Source organism: Psychrobacter sp. 1U2, assembly GCF_051847575.1.
Genome location: NZ_JBPYDC010000012.1, coordinates 29576 through 46455 on the forward strand (window position 1 = coordinate 29576; position 16880 = coordinate 46455).

Consider the following 16880-nt stretch of genomic DNA (forward strand, 5'->3'; position numbering starts at 1 on the left):
AAGGATTAGCGGCTAAACTTTTATTGTCTGTATTTTATTTAATCTACTTCTTATTTATTCAAACTACATTTAAGACTATATTTATTAAGGATTAATCATGAGCAAGCCTGTAGCTGAGTTTACCCCTATTAATATCGCTGTTCTCACTGTTTCTGATAGTCGCACCGTTGAGCAAGACACCTCAGGTCAGTATTTGGTTGATCAGCTCAAAGCCGCTGGCCACAACCTTGCTGACCGTCAACTCATCAAAGACGATATCTATCAGATCAGAGCGGTCATCAGCCACTGGATAGCAGACCCGGATGTGCATGCGGTGATTACGACAGGCGGTACAGGCTTTTATATCAGAGACAGCATGCCAGAGGCGGTAGGGGTGTTATTCGACAAAGCTATTGATGGCTTTGGTGAGATGTTCCGTTTGATCTCAAAAGAGGATATCGGTATGTCAACGGTGCAATCGCGCGCAGTCGCTGGCATGGCGAATGGTACAGGTATCTTTTGTTTACCGGGCTCAACGGGGGCTTGCCGTACGGGCTGGGAAGATATCCTAAAAGAGCAGTTTGATAGCCGTACGCGTCCTTGTAACTTTATCCCGCACTTCATGCGCGTGAATCCGAACCATGGCTAAAGCTAACGCGATGTCACATAACACTTTGATTAATAATATCTGCTTGCTAAGCAAAGCCGGTGTTAAGTCGGATGATAGTTATGGTTAGGTTTTGACTTGTATTCTGACTTAGATTTCAATAATGGAGAGAATAATGAGCGCTATAGCTGAAAGTATCAACACAAATACTTTAATAAATATTGATGTTTTGTATTTCGCTAGCTTAGCTGATGAAGCCAACTGTAATGAAGAGAATATTCAAGTTAAGCCTTCGACGTCGTTGACTGAGCTTTATGATCAGCTTCGTCAAAAGCACAGCTTTAGTCGTCCGCAGTCGGATTTAAGAGTGGCGGTAAATGACTATTTCGCTAAGTGGACGGATAAGATAAATGAGGGTGATCATGTGGTTTTTATTACCCCAGTAGCAGGGGGCTAAAAATGATAGGCAGCCTATATAACTAGTCGCTGAGTGTTTGAAGCACCATGGATGACGTTATGCTCTGGCAGAGCGTGACGACTTTGTGCTATGGAGAGTCAAAAGCAAGGGTGCTATGACGACGATGCTTCTAAATGGCTAAAGAGCAATAGATAAATCATGCCAAAAAACAAACCACCCTATCAACGTATAAATTTAATTATATTAAATCATTAAGACACTTAATTTTAAATATAAATAATAACTAAAAACAGAGTAGTCATACATTATTTAAAATTAGGAAATACCATGCGTACTGTAAAAGATCGTATTCGCCACACCTTAGCTTTTCAATTAATGGGTCTAATCACTTTTGCACCACTAGCAAGTTGGGTGTTCGGTTTTGAGCTACATCTGATGGGTACTATAGCCATAGTTGGTTCTGTGACGGCGACTATCTGGAATTTTATCTACAATGTATGGTTTGATCATGCCTTACTAAAATGGCGCAGAGATATACATAAAACAGTTCGGCTAAGACTGATCCATGCCTTACTGTTCGAGGTAGGGTTACTATGCTTACTCTTACCATTTATTGCTTGGTACTTGAATATAACGTTATGGGCAGCCTTCAAGATGGATATCACTATGGCTACCTTTTATCTGCTATACGCCTTTGTCTATAATTTAATCTATGACAAGGTTTATCCTATACCTCAGTCAGCCCAATTAGTCTCTTAGATAAAATGTCGGTTAGCTCAATGTTTTAATTAACGCTCTCATACTCTTGATATAGGAGGTTAGTTTACGCCAATGCTCATTGATTTCAGTGGCATCAGTGTTGCAGGCGTGGCGTGATATATTCAGACTAAGATGATGCTGGCGTGATAGAGGTTGTAATTGATTGGCGCTTTCATAGTCCGTTACCTTAATAAATAAACACAAAACCCTATTAAGTCAGACTTTTAGGATAACACCCTATGTTTAACTATATATTAATCATGCACTTATTAGGCTCCACAGTTTGGACCGGCGGTCATCTAATCTTGGTATCCGTCATCTTACCCAAAGCAGTCTTAACCGCTGATATTGATACTTTACTACAGTTTGAACAGCAATTTGAAAAGGTGGGTATGCCCGCTTTAGGGATTCAGATTGTGACTGGTCTTTGGATGGCGTACCAATTACTGCCTAACGTCAAATCATGGTTCGCTTTTGATAATGATTTGAGTATTCTTATTAGTCTTAAGTTGCTGTTGTTATTATTGACTATTATGGTTGCCTTGCATGCGCGCTTTTATAGAATACCAAAACTATCAGTGCATACGCTAAAGGCTTTTTCGGTTAATATTATCTTAGTGACTTTATTTTCAGTTAGCTTTGTAGTGGTAGGTACGCTATTTCGTACAGGACTGAGTTAGTATTTTGACCTAAACGCTGTCCTGAACAATCAAATCTAGAACAGTCTTGCGATTCGTCTTTGTATTAACTCTATTTGTTAAGCCTCTTAGGTTTGTAAGGGTTATCACCTACTATTTTAAAAAGTCAGGATTCATATAAGCAGGGTTGGGATAGGTATAAAACCCTTCGCCAGTCGCAGCGCCTAATTTATTTTGATCAATCAACTGCTCTTTTAGATACTTAACTGCCTTAAACCTCACAGGGCTTTGAGTCCTATCAGCAGACATCTTAGTGATGTTGTAAGCGGTGTTAATCCCTATAGTATCCAAGATACCAAACGGCCCTACAGGCGCACCGGTCACTATCATCCAAGTCTTATCAATGGTATGCGGATCGGCAACCTCTTTGGCGAGTAGTTGCAAGCCTGCATCTATAAAAGGCGCTAGTAAACTATTCATAATATAGCCAGGTTGCTCTTTATACAGCGGCATCGGCACCATACCAATATCTGTCGCAAAGGTTACCACCTCATCAAATACTTTAGGGTCGGTTCCAGGATGACCCATGATTTCGGCGACGTTATGCATCCAGATCTTATTAGCAAAATGCAGCGCTAAGAACTGAGCCGGTCGTCCTGTCGATTCAGCAAACTGGCTAGGTAGTAGGGTAGAGGTATTGGTGGCAAATATCGTTTTGTCTGGAGCAAGCTTAGCGAGTTTTTCATAAAATTCAATTTTGATCTCTGGAATCTCAGGAATGGCCTCAATCATTAGATCAGCGTCTTTGACCGCTTCTGCAAGATCTGAGGTATAGCTCAGGTTCTCAAACGTTGTATCTAATTGCTCTTGAGTCGCTCTTAAGTCCTTTCTAAAAGCCTTACACATCCACTCAAACTTTGACTTAGCTTGCTCTAGAACCTCGTCATTGATGTCATAAACCGTGACATCAAAACCATGATATGCGGCTTGAAAGGCGATTTGATAGCCTAAGACGCCGCTTCCCGCGACCGTTACCTTCTTATACGACATAATAATCTCCTAAAAATACAATAGTGAGTACAATTTCTGAGTCTAACTATAACAAACCCTAAAAGCAGTTCTCTATTTATTTCAGTTAAATATTTGCTGTATTGTAAAGATAGCTCTGACAATACAAACTGCTCGTACGTAGAATGAAACAAATAAGATTAGAAGATAGTGATAAGTAGGTTTTGACTAAAAGGTTACAGTAGAGGTCAAAAATATTATATTAATAAATAGGAAAAACTAAGAGAAGGCATAACTTGGGCACATTTTGGGCACACACACTTTTCAGTGCTAATTATTTAAAGTTAGAAGGCTCTAAAATCTAATCGAAATTAATCTATCTATTCCGCTACAGCTCCTTATATTACAGGCATAAAAAAAGCCCCAATCATAAAGATTGGGGCTTTCGAATCTGGTAGGCGTAACTAGATTCGAACTAGCGACCTCTACCATGTCAAGGTAGCGCTCTAACCAACTGAGCTATACGCCTATTTAGGTTGAGCATTTTAGCAAGTTTCGCAGACTTTGCAAGTCTTTTATTACAATAATTGCAGGATATTTGGATAAATACTTTTTTCGCTAGTTTCTCAAGGGTGTATTTGCATTATAGCAAAGTAACCGGATGAATTATTGACGCAAAAACGTCAATAAATGCCCCTTAAAAGGCTGTTCTAAATAGATCGTATCTATAGGTTTTTGCTGTTGACTGCTAAACCCTTGTTCTTCCATTTTAGCGATAATCTTGTTTTTCCGGCCTCGTCCCGGATCGACGATGATGACCTCGCAGTTTGGCTTAGCATGTCGTCCGATAAAGTCCGCCAGTATCGGTACGTGTTGTTCTTCATAGAGCAAATCGCTACCGATAATCGTATCGAATAGACCCAAATCGCCTTTATGCTCCGACCACTCTAAACGCTCAAAGGTTATGCGCTTATCGCCATTGAGCTCAGCGTTTTTGTCTAAGAAATATTGCACTGCTGGGTGATAGTCCGTCGCGGTGATATCTGCTTGACGATGATTGAGCAGCAAGCTTGAAAGCGCCATACCGCAGCCGACCTCCAAGATGCGTTTGCCTGCTATATCATACTCTAGCATATGATGAGCCAGTACTAAACTCGATGGCCACAGTACCCCAAAGATTGGCCAAGAAGCTGAGCAAATACCCAAAGCGGCTGCTATACCGTCCGGATCGCTATATTCTTGATTGTCACGCAAGGTGCAGACATGAATATCCATATCGCCAAACTCAAGCGTCTGATAACGTAAGCGCACATCCATAGGGGTAGTTGGAGCAGTCATAGCGGATCCTAAACAGAGGGTAAGTGGCATAGGGGAGTATAGGCAAATGGTTAAGGAGTTTGGAGCATTAGGGAAGGTTGCACCATGCCTAGTGACCTAACTCAAAGGGGTGAGTGAGTTAGGATAAAACTTAAATAGAACCGTTAATACGAAACATTTTCATAATGATAAAGGGGTGTGGTAGGAGTGATAGTTATAAAAAACGGTGGCTTTACTTACTTATAAATAAACATAGCCAAGACAGTATGCCCTATTATGCGCCAAGTTGTCGCTATTTATTAGCCTAAGTTTTTATAAATAAACATTTTTTTAAAGGCGGCTAAAAGGTGAAAATAAGATAAGATTTTAGACACTAAAACAAAAAGCCTTGCGCCTTTCTATTCAATGATAGAAAAGCGCAAGGCTTTTATAGCAAGTGTAGCAAAGACGTTAGCTGACTTTAAGCTTCCGTTGTTTCAAACTTTAGCCCTGAGGTTTTGATACCCCAAATCAGCTCAACGAAGGCACGATTATTGGTTAAAGGCTCGCCATCGATGATGACGGCATAACCATCAGTATCAATCCACAAAAACACAAAGCTTGTCTCGGGGATGAGCAGATCCACTTGCTGAAAGAACGAGATAGCACGGCTATCCAATGACCAGCCGCGCTGCTGCTGCCTGAGCATAAACCCTGAAAAATCCGCCGCAGCGACACTCAGCATATCCGCTTCTTCTTGACTATAGCCAATCCGTGCAAGACAAAAGCCCTCATCTGAGGCGATAGCGGCACGGCGTTTACCAGATAAGCTGGCGACGACATAAGGCAAAAACTGATCTAAGGGTAGGTTAGGCGCGGGTAAAAAGGTCGAGAGCTTTTCAATAAAGCCTTGCTCAACGAAGCCCTCAAGCCACAGCTCAGGAAACGCTTTGAGCCAGTCGGCAACTAGCATAGTCTCACGGTGTGATAACAGCGCTTGTAGGGCAAGCTGCATTGCAGTAGGCTTGGGCTGTGAAAAGGCTTCAAAGACGCCTGCTGGGGTCAAAGTAATATAGGTTTTTTCGGCATGAGCAAAACTGGACATAAAAACAACCTTAGTAATAATGCTAACCTAATAGCTGAGCGAGAAAGTAAGATAAGGGCTAAGTAGTCGCTAGGCTTCTGCTGTCACTTGGGTTTGCTCCAAGTGCTCTTGACAGCTTTGCCAGCGCTGATCGAACTGCCAGTCGCTCTTACCTAACCGAAACCAGACAATAGAGAAAGCAAGACGATCGTTACACGCTAAGCAGTGCGCAAAAAACTCATTTTCTATTTGCTCAATAGTGCTCCAATCCTCACTATCGCGAGCATTCATCAGTTCAGTGGTGATGTTCTTAGCGATCTCTTTGGCGTCGTCGCTACTGATACGCAGGCGGTGAGTATCGACGTTGAGTGAAGGGGTGATCAGCACGCTCCAGCGCGTCGCAAACTCGCTACTATGCCTAATATAGTCAATCTTATTGATACAGTTGCGAAACGCTCGCTCTATTTGCGGATGCAAACGGTTCTGGATACGGATGAATATATCCTCAACATCATAAGGAATGTCGTACCAGCAGCCATAAAAGAAGTCAGCGACGGCACCTTGTAGCGGCTCTTTTTCTTTGAGGAGCAAGGCGGCGTTGATCCGCTGCTCATGATAATAGCGATTATTGGGCGCTGAAAATATCTTGCGCGAATAAAAGCGAAAATCATGGCGAGCAGTCGCTTCTTGCGTGGGGGTAGGGGGTAGCTCACTCATAGCCGTATCCTAAGCAGTAATCAAAAAGGTAGATATCAGTCAGGCAAAGGTGCAAAAACCAATAGCCAAACTAATCAAGCAAGGTTTCCATCAGATCTATCATAAACTCGCCGTCTTCTTCACTCATAGCTTCAAACCCTTGCGCCATACCTAGCTCTGTTAGTACCTCTTTGCCATCTTCGTCTTTATGCAGGTTCAAGATAGCATCCATCAGTATTTGGCTATCAGCAAAGTCTTCCTTGACGAGGAGGACATGACTGATATCCGCCAAGTCACTCTCGATCAGCACCGAGAGCTGAGCTTTCGTTAACCGTGAGAAGCTATGAAAGATCTCGGCTAAAAAGAACCCTACTTGCGCCTCGCTTTTGATGATTTTGCGTGCGGCTGCCTGATAAGTCTCAGTAATGTCCCAGCTGAGATCAGGCTCTATGATATCAACCGCTTCGAGCAAACGCAGGCCAATCAGTTTGACATCGCGATTATCCGCCATGGCAATTGTCATCCCCGCAGTAATTTGCTCTAAACTAGCAATTTCACCATTGCTCGCGGTGGCAATGACCATCTCGTCTGATTTGCCAACCGGACGCGCAGCAGCGCGGTAGCCGTGCTCACGAATGAGGGTAGCGGCATCGAATGGATTGGCATAAATGACCTGGATGTCACCTTCAGCTATCAGATCTTCTTGCTCGGCATGAGCTGCCGGCATATTGAGGTGCATATTGATGTTGGCGCGTTTTTGGATTAAAGTGTTGAGCATGTGCCAGCCTGCAAACCGCTCAGGTGAAAAATCAGGGGCGATTAACATATTGTGTGTCGTCATGATTTAACCTTCCTCATCTTGTTTCATTTGCGCATATTGGGTAGTGGCGGCGGCTATCTTGCTACGTGATGGCTTACGGCGCACTGAAGTATAGCCGACAGTCTCACCGCGGCGAACATTCGGTACAACGGTGGCATAGACCCAATAGTGGCTACCATCTTTACATAAGTTCTTTACATAGCCATGCCATTTTTGTCCCGCCTCAGCCGTACTCCAGAGATCTTTGTAAGCCGCTTTTGGCATATCAGGGTGCCGCAAAATATAATGCGGCTTACCGATTAGCTCATCGATATCATAGCCACTGATCTCAACAAAAGCATCGTTGACGTGGGTAATATTACCCGCCAAATCGGTACGCGAGACGATGAGTTTGCCATCCGGATAAGGGCGCTCAATCCCAGTATCATAGATGACGCGCGATGCTCCGTCGTGATAAGTCATGGTGATGGGTTCAGCAGTGGCGTCGGGCTTAGTGGCGTCCGGTAAGGAAGCGACCATAGCAATCTCCTTTATTTAGCCTAATTATGGTTATGTCATAATTATTGTGGCAGGTACTGAAATTGATAAATACTAAAGTTAATCGTTACTAAAACTAATAGTTAGATCAGTTTGGCTAGCGCTTCTGAGGCACGCTTGATGTCCAAAAATATCAGGCCAAGCTTAGCATTCGGTTTTGCCATAATCGTTAATACCGCCTCGTCGCCGGAAGAGGTCATAATGACGTAGCCTTTTTCGCCTTGAATCATAATGCGATCGATACTGCCACGGGCAAGCTCACGCCCCGCGCGGTCACCTAACGACAGCAGTGCTGCAGACATAGCGCCAACACGATCTTCGTCAACGCCAGTCGGTAATGCTGAGGCTATCATAAGACCATCGTTGGAGATTAGCGCTGATGCTTCGACGTCTGCTGATGAGCTATTTAGGTCTTCCAAGATTTGTTGGAATGAATCTGTACGCATAACTTTTTCTCTACAATTAGTGGTGAAATAAACGGTGAATAAAAGGTAAATAGTCTGGCAAACTAGGCTAAGCATTATAAAGCCTTACTAGCATTATTGATATAGATTAGCCGCCTAGAAAGTGTAATATTCGAATTTTTTTACCTTTTATCCTGCTTTAATGACCTTTCACGATTTTATAACTGCTCTAGTAGCCAACGGCTTATAGATAACATTGACAGCTATAAGGATAGAAACTAGTATGAGTTGTGAGCGTGCATTGCTATTTGCAATGATTAATGCTTATTTGAGTAGAGTCACAATGTGGTGCGGCAGAGCTGTTGTTCATAATTGATAGTTACACCACAGTAGCTAATATCACTACGCCAACTTGCTTGTCAGGCGTTTATCTATCGCCATCGCGCTATTGTCAGTAAAAAAATATGACCGCTGAGGACTATTATAACTTCCGATGATGTCGTTATTTACTAGACTTATACGCGCAAAAAATGATATATAGTTATAACGAAACTATGATTTCACTAATTTGATTTCATCGATTTTATCTTTTTGGTCGTCAAATAGACGCCTGAAGCGCCTACTATAACGTACCTGTAACCGACTCGTTTTTACTAGACTCGTTATAGGTCAATCAGCTGGCGATGAACGCGGCGATATTTATAGACCAAAATCGGATATATTCATAACTTAGATATACTAGTACAGGGGTCTACATAGGTCGCCGTATACCATTCTCTTTTATTCTAATAATTGCAATCCTACATTGGTATGGACAGTCGCATCGCTGCAAGTGTAAACAGGCGATAGCACGACACCGCTATGCCGTGGTCAATTATAGAATGATCATCTCTACTTTAAGGACGCTATATGAGTATCAGTCAAGCCATCGAAAAAGTTGAAACCCGCTACGCCCATCAACCCGAATTTGTGCAAGCCGTAAAAGAAGTTGCGCTTACTATTGCTCCTTTATATGACGCCCATCCTGAATACGAAAGAAATAAAATATTTGAGCGTTTGGTAGAGCCTGATCGTATTATTGCCTTTCGTATTAACTGGGAGAACGATAAAGGAGAGGTACAAGTCAACCGCGGCTGGCGAGTACAGTTTAGTAACGCGCTAGGCCCCTATAAAGGCGGCGTACGTTTCCATCCTACCGTCAATCAATCGGTACTCAAGTTCTTAGGCTTTGAGCAAATCTTCAAAAACGCTTTGACTGGTCTACCGATAGGCGGTGGTAAAGGCGGTTCTGATTTTGATCCTAAGGGTAAAACTGAAAATGAAATTCGCCGTTTTTGCTACGCCTTTATGCGTGAGCTTCATCATTACGTCAGTAAAGATATGGATGTCCCTGCTGGCGATATCGGTGTAGGCGGCCGCGAAGTGAGCTATATGTTTGCCATGTATAAGAACTTGACGCATGAGTATAGCGGCGTGTTGACCGGTAAAGGTGTCGGTTTTGGGGGTAGCTTGATGCGTACCGAAGCCACCGGTTATGGCGCGGTGTACTTCTTAGAAAACATGCTTAAAGTACAAAACGAGAGTATCGAAGGCAAAAGAGTACTGATCACCGGCGCGGGTAATGTATCGCTACACGCCGCTGAAAAGGTGGTTATGCTCGGCGGCGTAGCCATCACTGTCTCTGATTCAAAAGGCACGCTGTATGATGAAAATGGCTTCGATCAAGAAAAGATCGACTGGCTGAAAAAGCAAAAAGATCAAAGCAAGCCTTTGGCTGACTATATTGATAAGTTCGGTGGTGAATGGTTTGAAGGCAAAAAACCTTGGCACATTAAAGGCGATATTGCTATTCCTTCAGCGACGCAAAACGAAGTCGATGAAGACGATGCCAAAATGATGGTCGACAATGGTATCAAGTACGTGGTGGAAGGCGCTAATATGCCACTCACTGCCGAAGCGATCGATCATATCCGTGACCACCGCGTCCATTATGCGCCAGGTAAAGCGGCTAATGCTGGCGGCGTTGCGGTATCAGCGCTTGAGATGTCACAGAACTCTGTACGTCAGTACAAGACCTTTGAGCAAATCGATACGCGCCTAAAAAACATCATGAAAGACATCCATGACTGCGCCGCTTCTGCCTCTGATAAGTATAATCAGACTGATAATGGCTACATCGACTATATGGCCGGCTCGAACATCGTTGGCTTTAAGCGCGTCGCTGATGCGCTATGTGCTTATGGCATCTTGAACTAATAGTCGTTTAGAGTAGGTCAGCCTGTAGGCTTGCTTAGATAGTTATCTATAGCAAAATACCGCGTTCAGCTAATAACAAGCCAAACGCGGTATTTTTTTGTTTAGGGTTTAGGGTTTAGGGTTTAGGTGTTAAAAATGATCAGGCTTCCTTGTAGATACTACTTGCTAAGACAATTAATGAGACAAGCGAGCATTTTTTAACATGTTCTCAATTCTAAACTTTAATTCTAATACTGACGAATAATCTCCACCCCAATAGGCGGCGCTGCCAGCTCTTGACGCTCAAAAGCCCAATTATGACCCTCCCAAAAGTGCGCCGTCTTGTCGTCATCATTGAAGCCAAGCAGCAGTATCTCTACAGGTGCAGTCCTCTTCTGTGGATTATTGGTACGCTGCAAGCACTGCACGGGTTGGCGAGCTGCCAATAGCAATCGATACATTAAAAATCCAGAGGTTGGTGCCGAAGAATGAATGTCAGCAAAACTCGGATAGTCGGCGACTACAGGATGCTGCTCGGACAGTACGCGGCAATGCTCGCTGCTATCAAAAATAACCTTTAAATCATGAGCAATACTCAAGACTCGATCTTCACTAATAGGATCATCATTCGGCTTAGGATCGTCAGTAGGGGTAGGAAACTGATAGCTGATATTACTAAGAAAAATACCCAAAGCGGCATGCTGCGCCATCTGCTCAATAGCGATCAAATTATTGCTTCTTGGGGGTAGGCCAAAGTGCAACCGACTATCGCCAATTTGCCTGAAAAATAATAGCTTGGGCAAGGTTTTGGCGAGTGCATGAGTAGCAAAAAAGTCGGCATGAATGAAGTCGTTGAACAGGACTACGATATCGGTAGGCTGTAGGGTTTGCTCTAACGTCTCGATAGTAATCGACGGGTTATTAGCAATAATAACCAAACGATTTTGGCTTAAGAGTGCTTTTTGTATCGTTGCAGGCAAGCTTTTATATGCCAATACCGAGATGTCCGTATTATTACAATCATTTAGGTTCAGCTCAGAGGTTTTATTATTGGTATCATGGCTGACAGGATTGTCATAAAATAAGTCTGTAAAGGGGATTGTCATAGCGGACTTGGTTCTTAGAGGTAAAGAGATAAAAAGGAATAAATGTTTTTATTAAGTTTATGTAGGTATTTTCGCCCGACTGCTTATTAAAAAATCAATCATAAGAGTCCTTAAACGGGTGCGCTATTGTAGCATTTACTAGCATGAAGCAGCAGCAAGATGTAGAGCTAACAATCCTCATAAGCTCTAGACAGGAGTGATACATTACGCTACTTTTTTGCTTCAAAATCCTTTCCCGAAAAACGTTATGCTACCAGCAATACCCTAATACTAATAAGGAGAAGGTAATGAATAAGTATTTTGAAAGGTTTAAAGTCACGACATTAGGATCTGGATTGGCTTTAACATTGACATTAGCGTTAGGTGCTGTCAGTACGGTGTCTCATGCCAATATCAATGACGAAATACGTGCCGCACAAGGGACCAAAATTAGTCTCAAGCAAGCGATCAATATCGCTAATAAACAAGCAAAAGGCACCTTGATCAGTGCAGAGTTCGACGATGACGATAGTGCTGCTAAGGGCAACGGCGGCGCTTATGAGATACAGTTCAGTAATGGCACCACTGAATATGAAATCAAGGTTGATGCTATTAGCGGTCAAGTACTCGAGCTAGATACAGACCGTCTAGATAGTGGTGATGTCGACGATTATAATAGTCAGCGCCGCGCAAAAATAAGCGCTATGGGTGTTATTAATGCTATCGAAAAGCAAGCTAATAGTCGCGTGCTAGAAGTAGAGTTCAAAAACGACCGTGATTACGCTGATCATCCTAGCTATTTTGAGGTCGATATGCTCAGAGACAAGCAAATTATTGAGCTCAAAATAGACGCCGAAACAGGTAGAGAGTTTGCGCGTAAAGTCAAAAAATAAGCGACCTTTATTTATAGCCCTTATTATTCTAAATAGACCTTAGTATTCTCAAAGAATACTGGCACCTTGCCTCAATCACTGATTGGGGCTTTTTATATATGGCAGACTCAAAAATATAAAGCTTGCTTGCTCTATCATCACTAGCTACTCTTGTAATTTTGCTTTGTGCCTCAACCTTCTGACTTCTGCTCACTATTTTTGTACGTTTTTTTTGCCCAATTCTTACCGAGCCAAGTTAAACTAGTCGTAACCAATCGCAATGACAATAATAACTGTTAATTTGTAACTTAAGGAAATCCTATGAAACGCCGTGCTCTATTAACTTTAGCTGCTAGCACTGTATTGCTAGCGGCCTGTAGCCAATCTACAACCGATGAAACGGCTAATAATGCCGATAGTACTGCTGAGGGTGGCTCAGAACTATTACAACGTATCAATAACGGCGGCACTATCAATGTGGGCACTGAAGGCACTTATCCGCCATTTACCTACCATGATCAAAGCGGTAAGCTGACCGGCTATGATGTCGAAGTCACTCGCGCGGTCGCTGACAAACTTGGCGTCGATGTTGAGTTTAAAGAGACTCAGTGGGATGCGATGCTAGCAGGGCTCGACTCTAAGCGTTTCGATATGGTGGCTAACCAAGTCAGTCTCACTACCCCAGAGCGCCAAGCAAAATATGATATAGCTTCGCCTTATAGCTGGTCGGGTGCGGTCGCTTTAGCGCCAACCGATGACAATCGCTATAGCTCATGGGAGAACTTGAAAGGTCTACGTAGTGCTCAGTCGCTCTCAAGCAACTATGGCGAGCTGGCAGAGCGTTATGAAGCAGAAGTCGTTCCAGTCGATGGTATGGCGCAAGCGATTCAACTGGTCAAACAAGACCGTGCTGACTTTACCATGAATGATAATCTAGCCGTACTCGATTATCTCAAAAAATTCCCAGATAGTGGCCTTGAGATTAAACTGGTTGCACCAAAAAGTGAGCAGCGTGGTTCAGGTTTGATACTATTAAAAGGTAATGATGCTGTCGTGGAAAAACTGAACGAAGCCATGAGTGAGTTGCAAGCAGATGGTACATTGACTGAGCTTAGCGAAGAGTTCTTTGGCGCCGATATAAGCCAACAAAAATAATGCTAGCTTCTATAACATCGGTGTTAGCTGATTTATTGGCATTATTGCCGTTTATGAGCCCTGATCGGGCGCAAATTGTTATCAATTCATTTTGGCCAATGCTTAAAGGCGGTATCTATTATTCGATACCGCTGGCATTGATCTCATTTGCTATTGGTATGGTGATTGCGCTAACAGTCGCGCTCATTCGTATTGTGCCGCGGACAGGCTGGTTTCATAAGATCATTTATAGACTTGCTCGCATCTATGTTTCCGCCATTCGCGGTACACCGATGCTTGTGCAGCTATTTATTATCTTTTATGGCTTGCCAAGCGTTGGGGTCAAGCTCGACCCCTTTCCCTCGGCGATTATTGCGTTTTCCTTAAATATCGGCGCTTATGCTTCAGAGACCGTGCGCGCCTCTATTTTGTCTATCCCAAAGGGGCAGTGGGAGGCTGGCTCGACAGTAGGTCTGACGTACTTGCAGACCTTTCGCCATGTTATCTTGCCACAAGCGCTCAGAGTATCGGTGCCGCCGCTATCTAATACCTTTATTAGCTTAGTAAAAGATACGTCATTAGCATCATTGGTACTGGTCACTGAGCTATTTAAACAAGCTCAGATCATTACCGCGCGTAATTATGAGTTTATGCTGGTCTATACCGAAGCGGCGGTTATCTATTGGGGAATTTGCCTGTTCTTAACCTTTATCCAAGGCAAGCTTGAGACTCGTCTTGATCGCTATGTGGCAAAGTAACTTGACCTTTACATGCCAGCTTATTCATTTATAAACGGAACGTCCTTATGATTCAAATCACTAATATTCACAAGGCTTTCGGTACCAATCAAGTGCTCAAAGGCATCGACTTGACCATTCATAAAGGTAAGGTGGTGGTAATTTTAGGACCATCAGGGTCAGGTAAAACCACCTTTTTGCGCTGTATCAATGCGCTGGAAACTCCTGATCAAGGGATCATCGCTTTTGATGATGGTAGCTTAACGGTAGATTTCAGTGCTAAGCCGAATAAGAAAAAGCTATTAGCCCTGCAGCGTAAATCTGGCATGGTGTTTCAGTCTTATAATCTATTCCCGCATAAGACGGCACTACAGAACCTGATGCTCGGACCGACAGTAGTGCAAGGGACTTCTAAGGCGGACGCGCAAGCCCAAGCTTTAGCACTGCTTAAAAAGGTGGGGCTAGCGGACAAAGCGGATCTTTATCCGTTTCAGCTATCAGGTGGTCAGCAGCAGCGCATTGGCATTGCCCGCGCTTTGGCTATTGAGCCTTCATTGTTGCTGTTTGATGAGCCAACCTCAGCGCTCGATCCGGAGCTGGTACAAGATGTTCTTGAGACTATGAAACAGCTAGCAAGCGAAGGTTGGACGATGGTCGTGGTCACTCATGAGATCAATTTTGCCCGCGATGTCGCTGATCATGTGGTGTTAATTGAAGATGGTTATGTGGTTGAGGAGGGTAGCGCTAAGCAGATGTTTGAGCTATCGACCCATCCGCGCACGCAAGCGTTTTTACAGCGTATTGAATCTTAATAAAATTGAATCTTAATAAAAAAGCCAGCTAATTTAAATCAGCTGGCTCAGATATTTACAATATGTAGATGCTTTATATAAATACCTTGAAGGCTATCTGCTAAGCATTGCTACTAAGCATTGACAGAATCTTTCGGATTGGGCTGCTCGTTTTCGATCTCAATGCGTACGCCCCAATCATCAATGTTTAGCTCGTGACAGTTGTTGCCAGGACCATTGATGCGATCGACGACTAAGAAGTCGCAGTCGGCACTCAAAGCGAGTAGCGGATGGTGCCAGACATCTCTATTGTATTGCACGCCTTGGTGCGACTTGGCATAAAACACGGTCAAATCATCTGCTGACTTTGGCGGCTCGCCTGCTGGAGCAACGACGACTATGTAGTCTCGACCATTCATTGAAAAGAAGGCTTGCGTGCCAAACGGATGATATTCCATCACTGATAAAGTAATAGGGAAATCACGTTTTTTAGCGCGGAAGATACTTAAGCCAACCTCACCACCATCCAAAGCTACTTTGGTAATAGCGTGATGACGACAAGCATAACCTCGGTTGATATGATAACAATTATCAGGCGTTTGTTGCTCATCATCATAAGGTTCAATCACCGTGCCATAGGGAGCAAACTCAGCTTTAGTTAAAGGTTTTGCGACGATTGTAGTACTCATGATTTTGCCTTACTTTTGATTATGACTACCTGCAAATTTATCATAAACCTGCATGCGACTTAAATCACCATTTGGAATAAATGGCCTATACGAATGAATGTTTATACTTGATACTGTTTATTACTCTAGATGACTTATCGTTCTGGACGAATAAACGGCATATGTCTATTCACATCTTTATAGAGTAAATATCTAAAGGGGCCAGGTCCGCCGGCGTAACAAGACTGGGGACAAAATGCGCGTAGCCACATAAAATCGCCCGCTTCAACTTCGACCCATTCAGCGTTCAAGTGATAGACCGCTTTGCCTTCTAGCACATACAAGCCGTGCTCCATCACATGCGTTTCATCAAATGGAATCACGCCGCCTGGCTCAAAAGTGACGATGTTCACATGCATGTCGTGGCGCATATCAGACTGCTCGGTAAAACGAGTGGTTTTCCATACGCCATTGGTATCCGGCATCTCAATAGCTTCGACCTCGTGATCGCTAGTGACAAAGGCTTCGGGCACATCGATACCTTCTACAAATTGATAAGCTTTACGGATCCAATGAAACTTAACATGGGTATCGCTGTTGTTTTTAAGCGTCCATTTGCAGCCAGGGGGTAAAAAGGCATAACCACCTGCCTCCATGTGATGCGCCTCTCCCTCAATGGTAATATCCATCTCGCCTTCAACGACGAACAGTACCGCTTCGGCTTTAGCATCCAGCTCAGGCTTATCAGAGCCGCCATTGGGTGCTACCTCAACGATGTATTGTGAGAAAGTTTCGGAAAACCCGCTTAGCGGACGGGCAATCACCCACATACGCATACCTTCCCAAAACGGCAGGTAGCTAATCACAATGTCAGTTAGGACACGTTTGGGAATAATCGCATAAGCTTCGGTGAAGATAGCGCGATCGGATAGGAGCTGTGTTTGTGGTGGCAAGCCGCCAGTTGGTGCGTAATAAGTGCTTTTTGTTGACATGATTTATAATCCTTAGGAGTTGTGTGCCGCGATAAATAGTGTCTGAGCCCGAACAGTGAAAGGGAGATATACCCGTCTGCATAAGGCTTTCGTAAGACACCAAATCACGTACTGCTTGCT

Annotated in this window: 19 protein-coding genes and 1 tRNA gene; 9 read left to right on the top strand and 11 right to left on the bottom strand. The window is 43.5% G+C overall.

What is annotated here, in order from left to right:
• Nucleotides 1-97: 97 nt before the first annotated feature.
• The 4 genes from moaB (at nucleotide 98) to ACS8FD_RS07455 (ending at nucleotide 2443) form a co-directional block, all read left to right on the top strand.
• Nucleotides 98-628, top strand: a complete 531-nt coding sequence (gene moaB, locus ACS8FD_RS07440; protein ID WP_439275206.1) for a molybdenum cofactor biosynthesis protein B — start codon at nucleotides 98-100, stop codon at nucleotides 626-628.
• A 133-nt stretch (nucleotides 629-761) separates the two neighbouring features.
• Nucleotides 762-1043, top strand: coding sequence for a MoaD/ThiS family protein (locus tag ACS8FD_RS07445; RefSeq protein WP_439275207.1), 282 nt, complete (start codon nucleotides 762-764; stop codon nucleotides 1041-1043).
• 288 nt (nucleotides 1044-1331) lie between these two features.
• Complete coding sequence (locus ACS8FD_RS07450; RefSeq protein WP_439275208.1) at nucleotides 1332-1763, top strand: PACE efflux transporter; 432 nt, start codon at nucleotides 1332-1334, stop codon at nucleotides 1761-1763.
• 239 nt (nucleotides 1764-2002) lie between these two features.
• On the top strand, nucleotides 2003-2443 hold the full coding sequence (locus tag ACS8FD_RS07455) for a CopD family protein (RefSeq protein WP_439275209.1): 441 nt from the start codon (nucleotides 2003-2005) through the stop codon (nucleotides 2441-2443).
• Between the two features lie 111 nt (nucleotides 2444-2554).
• Here the strand turns inward: ACS8FD_RS07455 and ACS8FD_RS07460 are convergent, their stop codons facing one another.
• From ACS8FD_RS07460 to ACS8FD_RS07495, 8 genes are all read right to left on the bottom strand, one after another.
• Complete coding sequence (locus ACS8FD_RS07460; RefSeq protein ID WP_439275210.1) at nucleotides 2555-3451, bottom strand: 3-hydroxyacyl-CoA dehydrogenase; 897 nt, start codon at nucleotides 3449-3451, stop codon at nucleotides 2555-2557.
• A gap of 410 nt (nucleotides 3452-3861) precedes the next feature.
• Nucleotides 3862-3938 (bottom strand) — tRNA-Val (locus ACS8FD_RS07465).
• A 137-nt stretch (nucleotides 3939-4075) separates the two neighbouring features.
• Entirely contained in the window at nucleotides 4076-4747 is a 672-nt protein-coding gene (locus ACS8FD_RS07470) for a class I SAM-dependent methyltransferase (RefSeq protein ID WP_439275211.1), read from the bottom strand.
• A gap of 439 nt (nucleotides 4748-5186) precedes the next feature.
• A complete protein-coding gene (locus tag ACS8FD_RS07475) occupies nucleotides 5187-5810 on the bottom strand; it encodes a hypothetical protein (protein WP_439275212.1) in 624 nt (207 codons plus the stop codon).
• A 69-nt stretch (nucleotides 5811-5879) separates the two neighbouring features.
• Complete coding sequence (locus ACS8FD_RS07480) at nucleotides 5880-6506, bottom strand: hypothetical protein (protein WP_439275213.1); 627 nt, start codon at nucleotides 6504-6506, stop codon at nucleotides 5880-5882.
• A gap of 70 nt (nucleotides 6507-6576) precedes the next feature.
• The gene (locus tag ACS8FD_RS07485; protein WP_439275214.1) at nucleotides 6577-7326 is read right to left on the bottom strand and encodes a PhnD/SsuA/transferrin family substrate-binding protein; all 750 of its coding nucleotides are present in this window, start codon (nucleotides 7324-7326) and stop codon (nucleotides 6577-6579) included.
• 3 nt (nucleotides 7327-7329) lie between these two features.
• Nucleotides 7330-7824 carry a PAS domain-containing protein gene (locus ACS8FD_RS07490; RefSeq protein WP_439275215.1) on the bottom strand — a complete coding sequence of 165 codons (495 nt, stop codon included), beginning with the start codon at nucleotides 7822-7824 and terminating at the stop codon, nucleotides 7330-7332.
• A 101-nt stretch (nucleotides 7825-7925) separates the two neighbouring features.
• Nucleotides 7926-8288: a roadblock/LC7 domain-containing protein gene (locus tag ACS8FD_RS07495; RefSeq protein ID WP_010201036.1), complete on the bottom strand. Its 363-nt coding sequence runs from the start codon at nucleotides 8286-8288 to the stop codon at nucleotides 7926-7928.
• Nucleotides 8289-9155: 867 nt separating this feature from the next.
• Here ACS8FD_RS07495 and gdhA point away from each other — a divergent pair.
• The gene (gene gdhA, locus ACS8FD_RS07500; protein WP_439275216.1) at nucleotides 9156-10502 is read left to right on the top strand and encodes an NADP-specific glutamate dehydrogenase; all 1347 of its coding nucleotides are present in this window, start codon (nucleotides 9156-9158) and stop codon (nucleotides 10500-10502) included.
• 227 nt (nucleotides 10503-10729) lie between these two features.
• Here gdhA and ACS8FD_RS07505 read toward each other — a convergent pair whose 3' ends face one another.
• A complete protein-coding gene (locus ACS8FD_RS07505) occupies nucleotides 10730-11587 on the bottom strand; it encodes a hypothetical protein (RefSeq protein ID WP_439275217.1) in 858 nt (285 codons plus the stop codon).
• Nucleotides 11588-11874: 287 nt separating this feature from the next.
• Between ACS8FD_RS07505 and ACS8FD_RS07510 the strand changes: the two genes are divergently transcribed.
• From ACS8FD_RS07510 to ACS8FD_RS07525, 4 genes are all read left to right on the top strand, one after another.
• Nucleotides 11875-12459 carry a PepSY domain-containing protein gene (locus tag ACS8FD_RS07510; RefSeq protein WP_439275218.1) on the top strand — a complete coding sequence of 195 codons (585 nt, stop codon included), beginning with the start codon at nucleotides 11875-11877 and terminating at the stop codon, nucleotides 12457-12459.
• Between the two features lie 300 nt (nucleotides 12460-12759).
• Nucleotides 12760-13593 (top strand): amino acid ABC transporter substrate-binding protein, encoded by an 834-nt coding sequence (locus tag ACS8FD_RS07515; protein WP_439275219.1) that lies wholly within the window; start codon nucleotides 12760-12762, stop codon nucleotides 13591-13593.
• Nucleotides 13593-14330, top strand: coding sequence for an amino acid ABC transporter permease (locus ACS8FD_RS07520; RefSeq protein ID WP_439275220.1), 738 nt, complete (start codon nucleotides 13593-13595; stop codon nucleotides 14328-14330). Before ACS8FD_RS07515 ends, ACS8FD_RS07520 begins: the two co-directional genes overlap by 1 nt.
• A gap of 47 nt (nucleotides 14331-14377) precedes the next feature.
• On the top strand, nucleotides 14378-15121 hold the full coding sequence (locus ACS8FD_RS07525; RefSeq protein WP_439275221.1) for an amino acid ABC transporter ATP-binding protein: 744 nt from the start codon (nucleotides 14378-14380) through the stop codon (nucleotides 15119-15121).
• Between the two features lie 113 nt (nucleotides 15122-15234).
• Here the strand turns inward: ACS8FD_RS07525 and ACS8FD_RS07530 are convergent, their stop codons facing one another.
• Together ACS8FD_RS07530 and ACS8FD_RS07535 are read right to left on the bottom strand one after the other, a co-directional pair.
• Nucleotides 15235-15789, bottom strand: a complete 555-nt coding sequence (locus ACS8FD_RS07530; RefSeq protein WP_439275222.1) for an ureidoglycolate lyase — start codon at nucleotides 15787-15789, stop codon at nucleotides 15235-15237.
• A 134-nt stretch (nucleotides 15790-15923) separates the two neighbouring features.
• Nucleotides 15924-16760, bottom strand: a complete 837-nt coding sequence (locus tag ACS8FD_RS07535) for a bifunctional allantoicase/(S)-ureidoglycine aminohydrolase (protein ID WP_439275223.1) — start codon at nucleotides 16758-16760, stop codon at nucleotides 15924-15926.
• Between the last annotated feature and the right edge of the window lie 120 nt (nucleotides 16761-16880).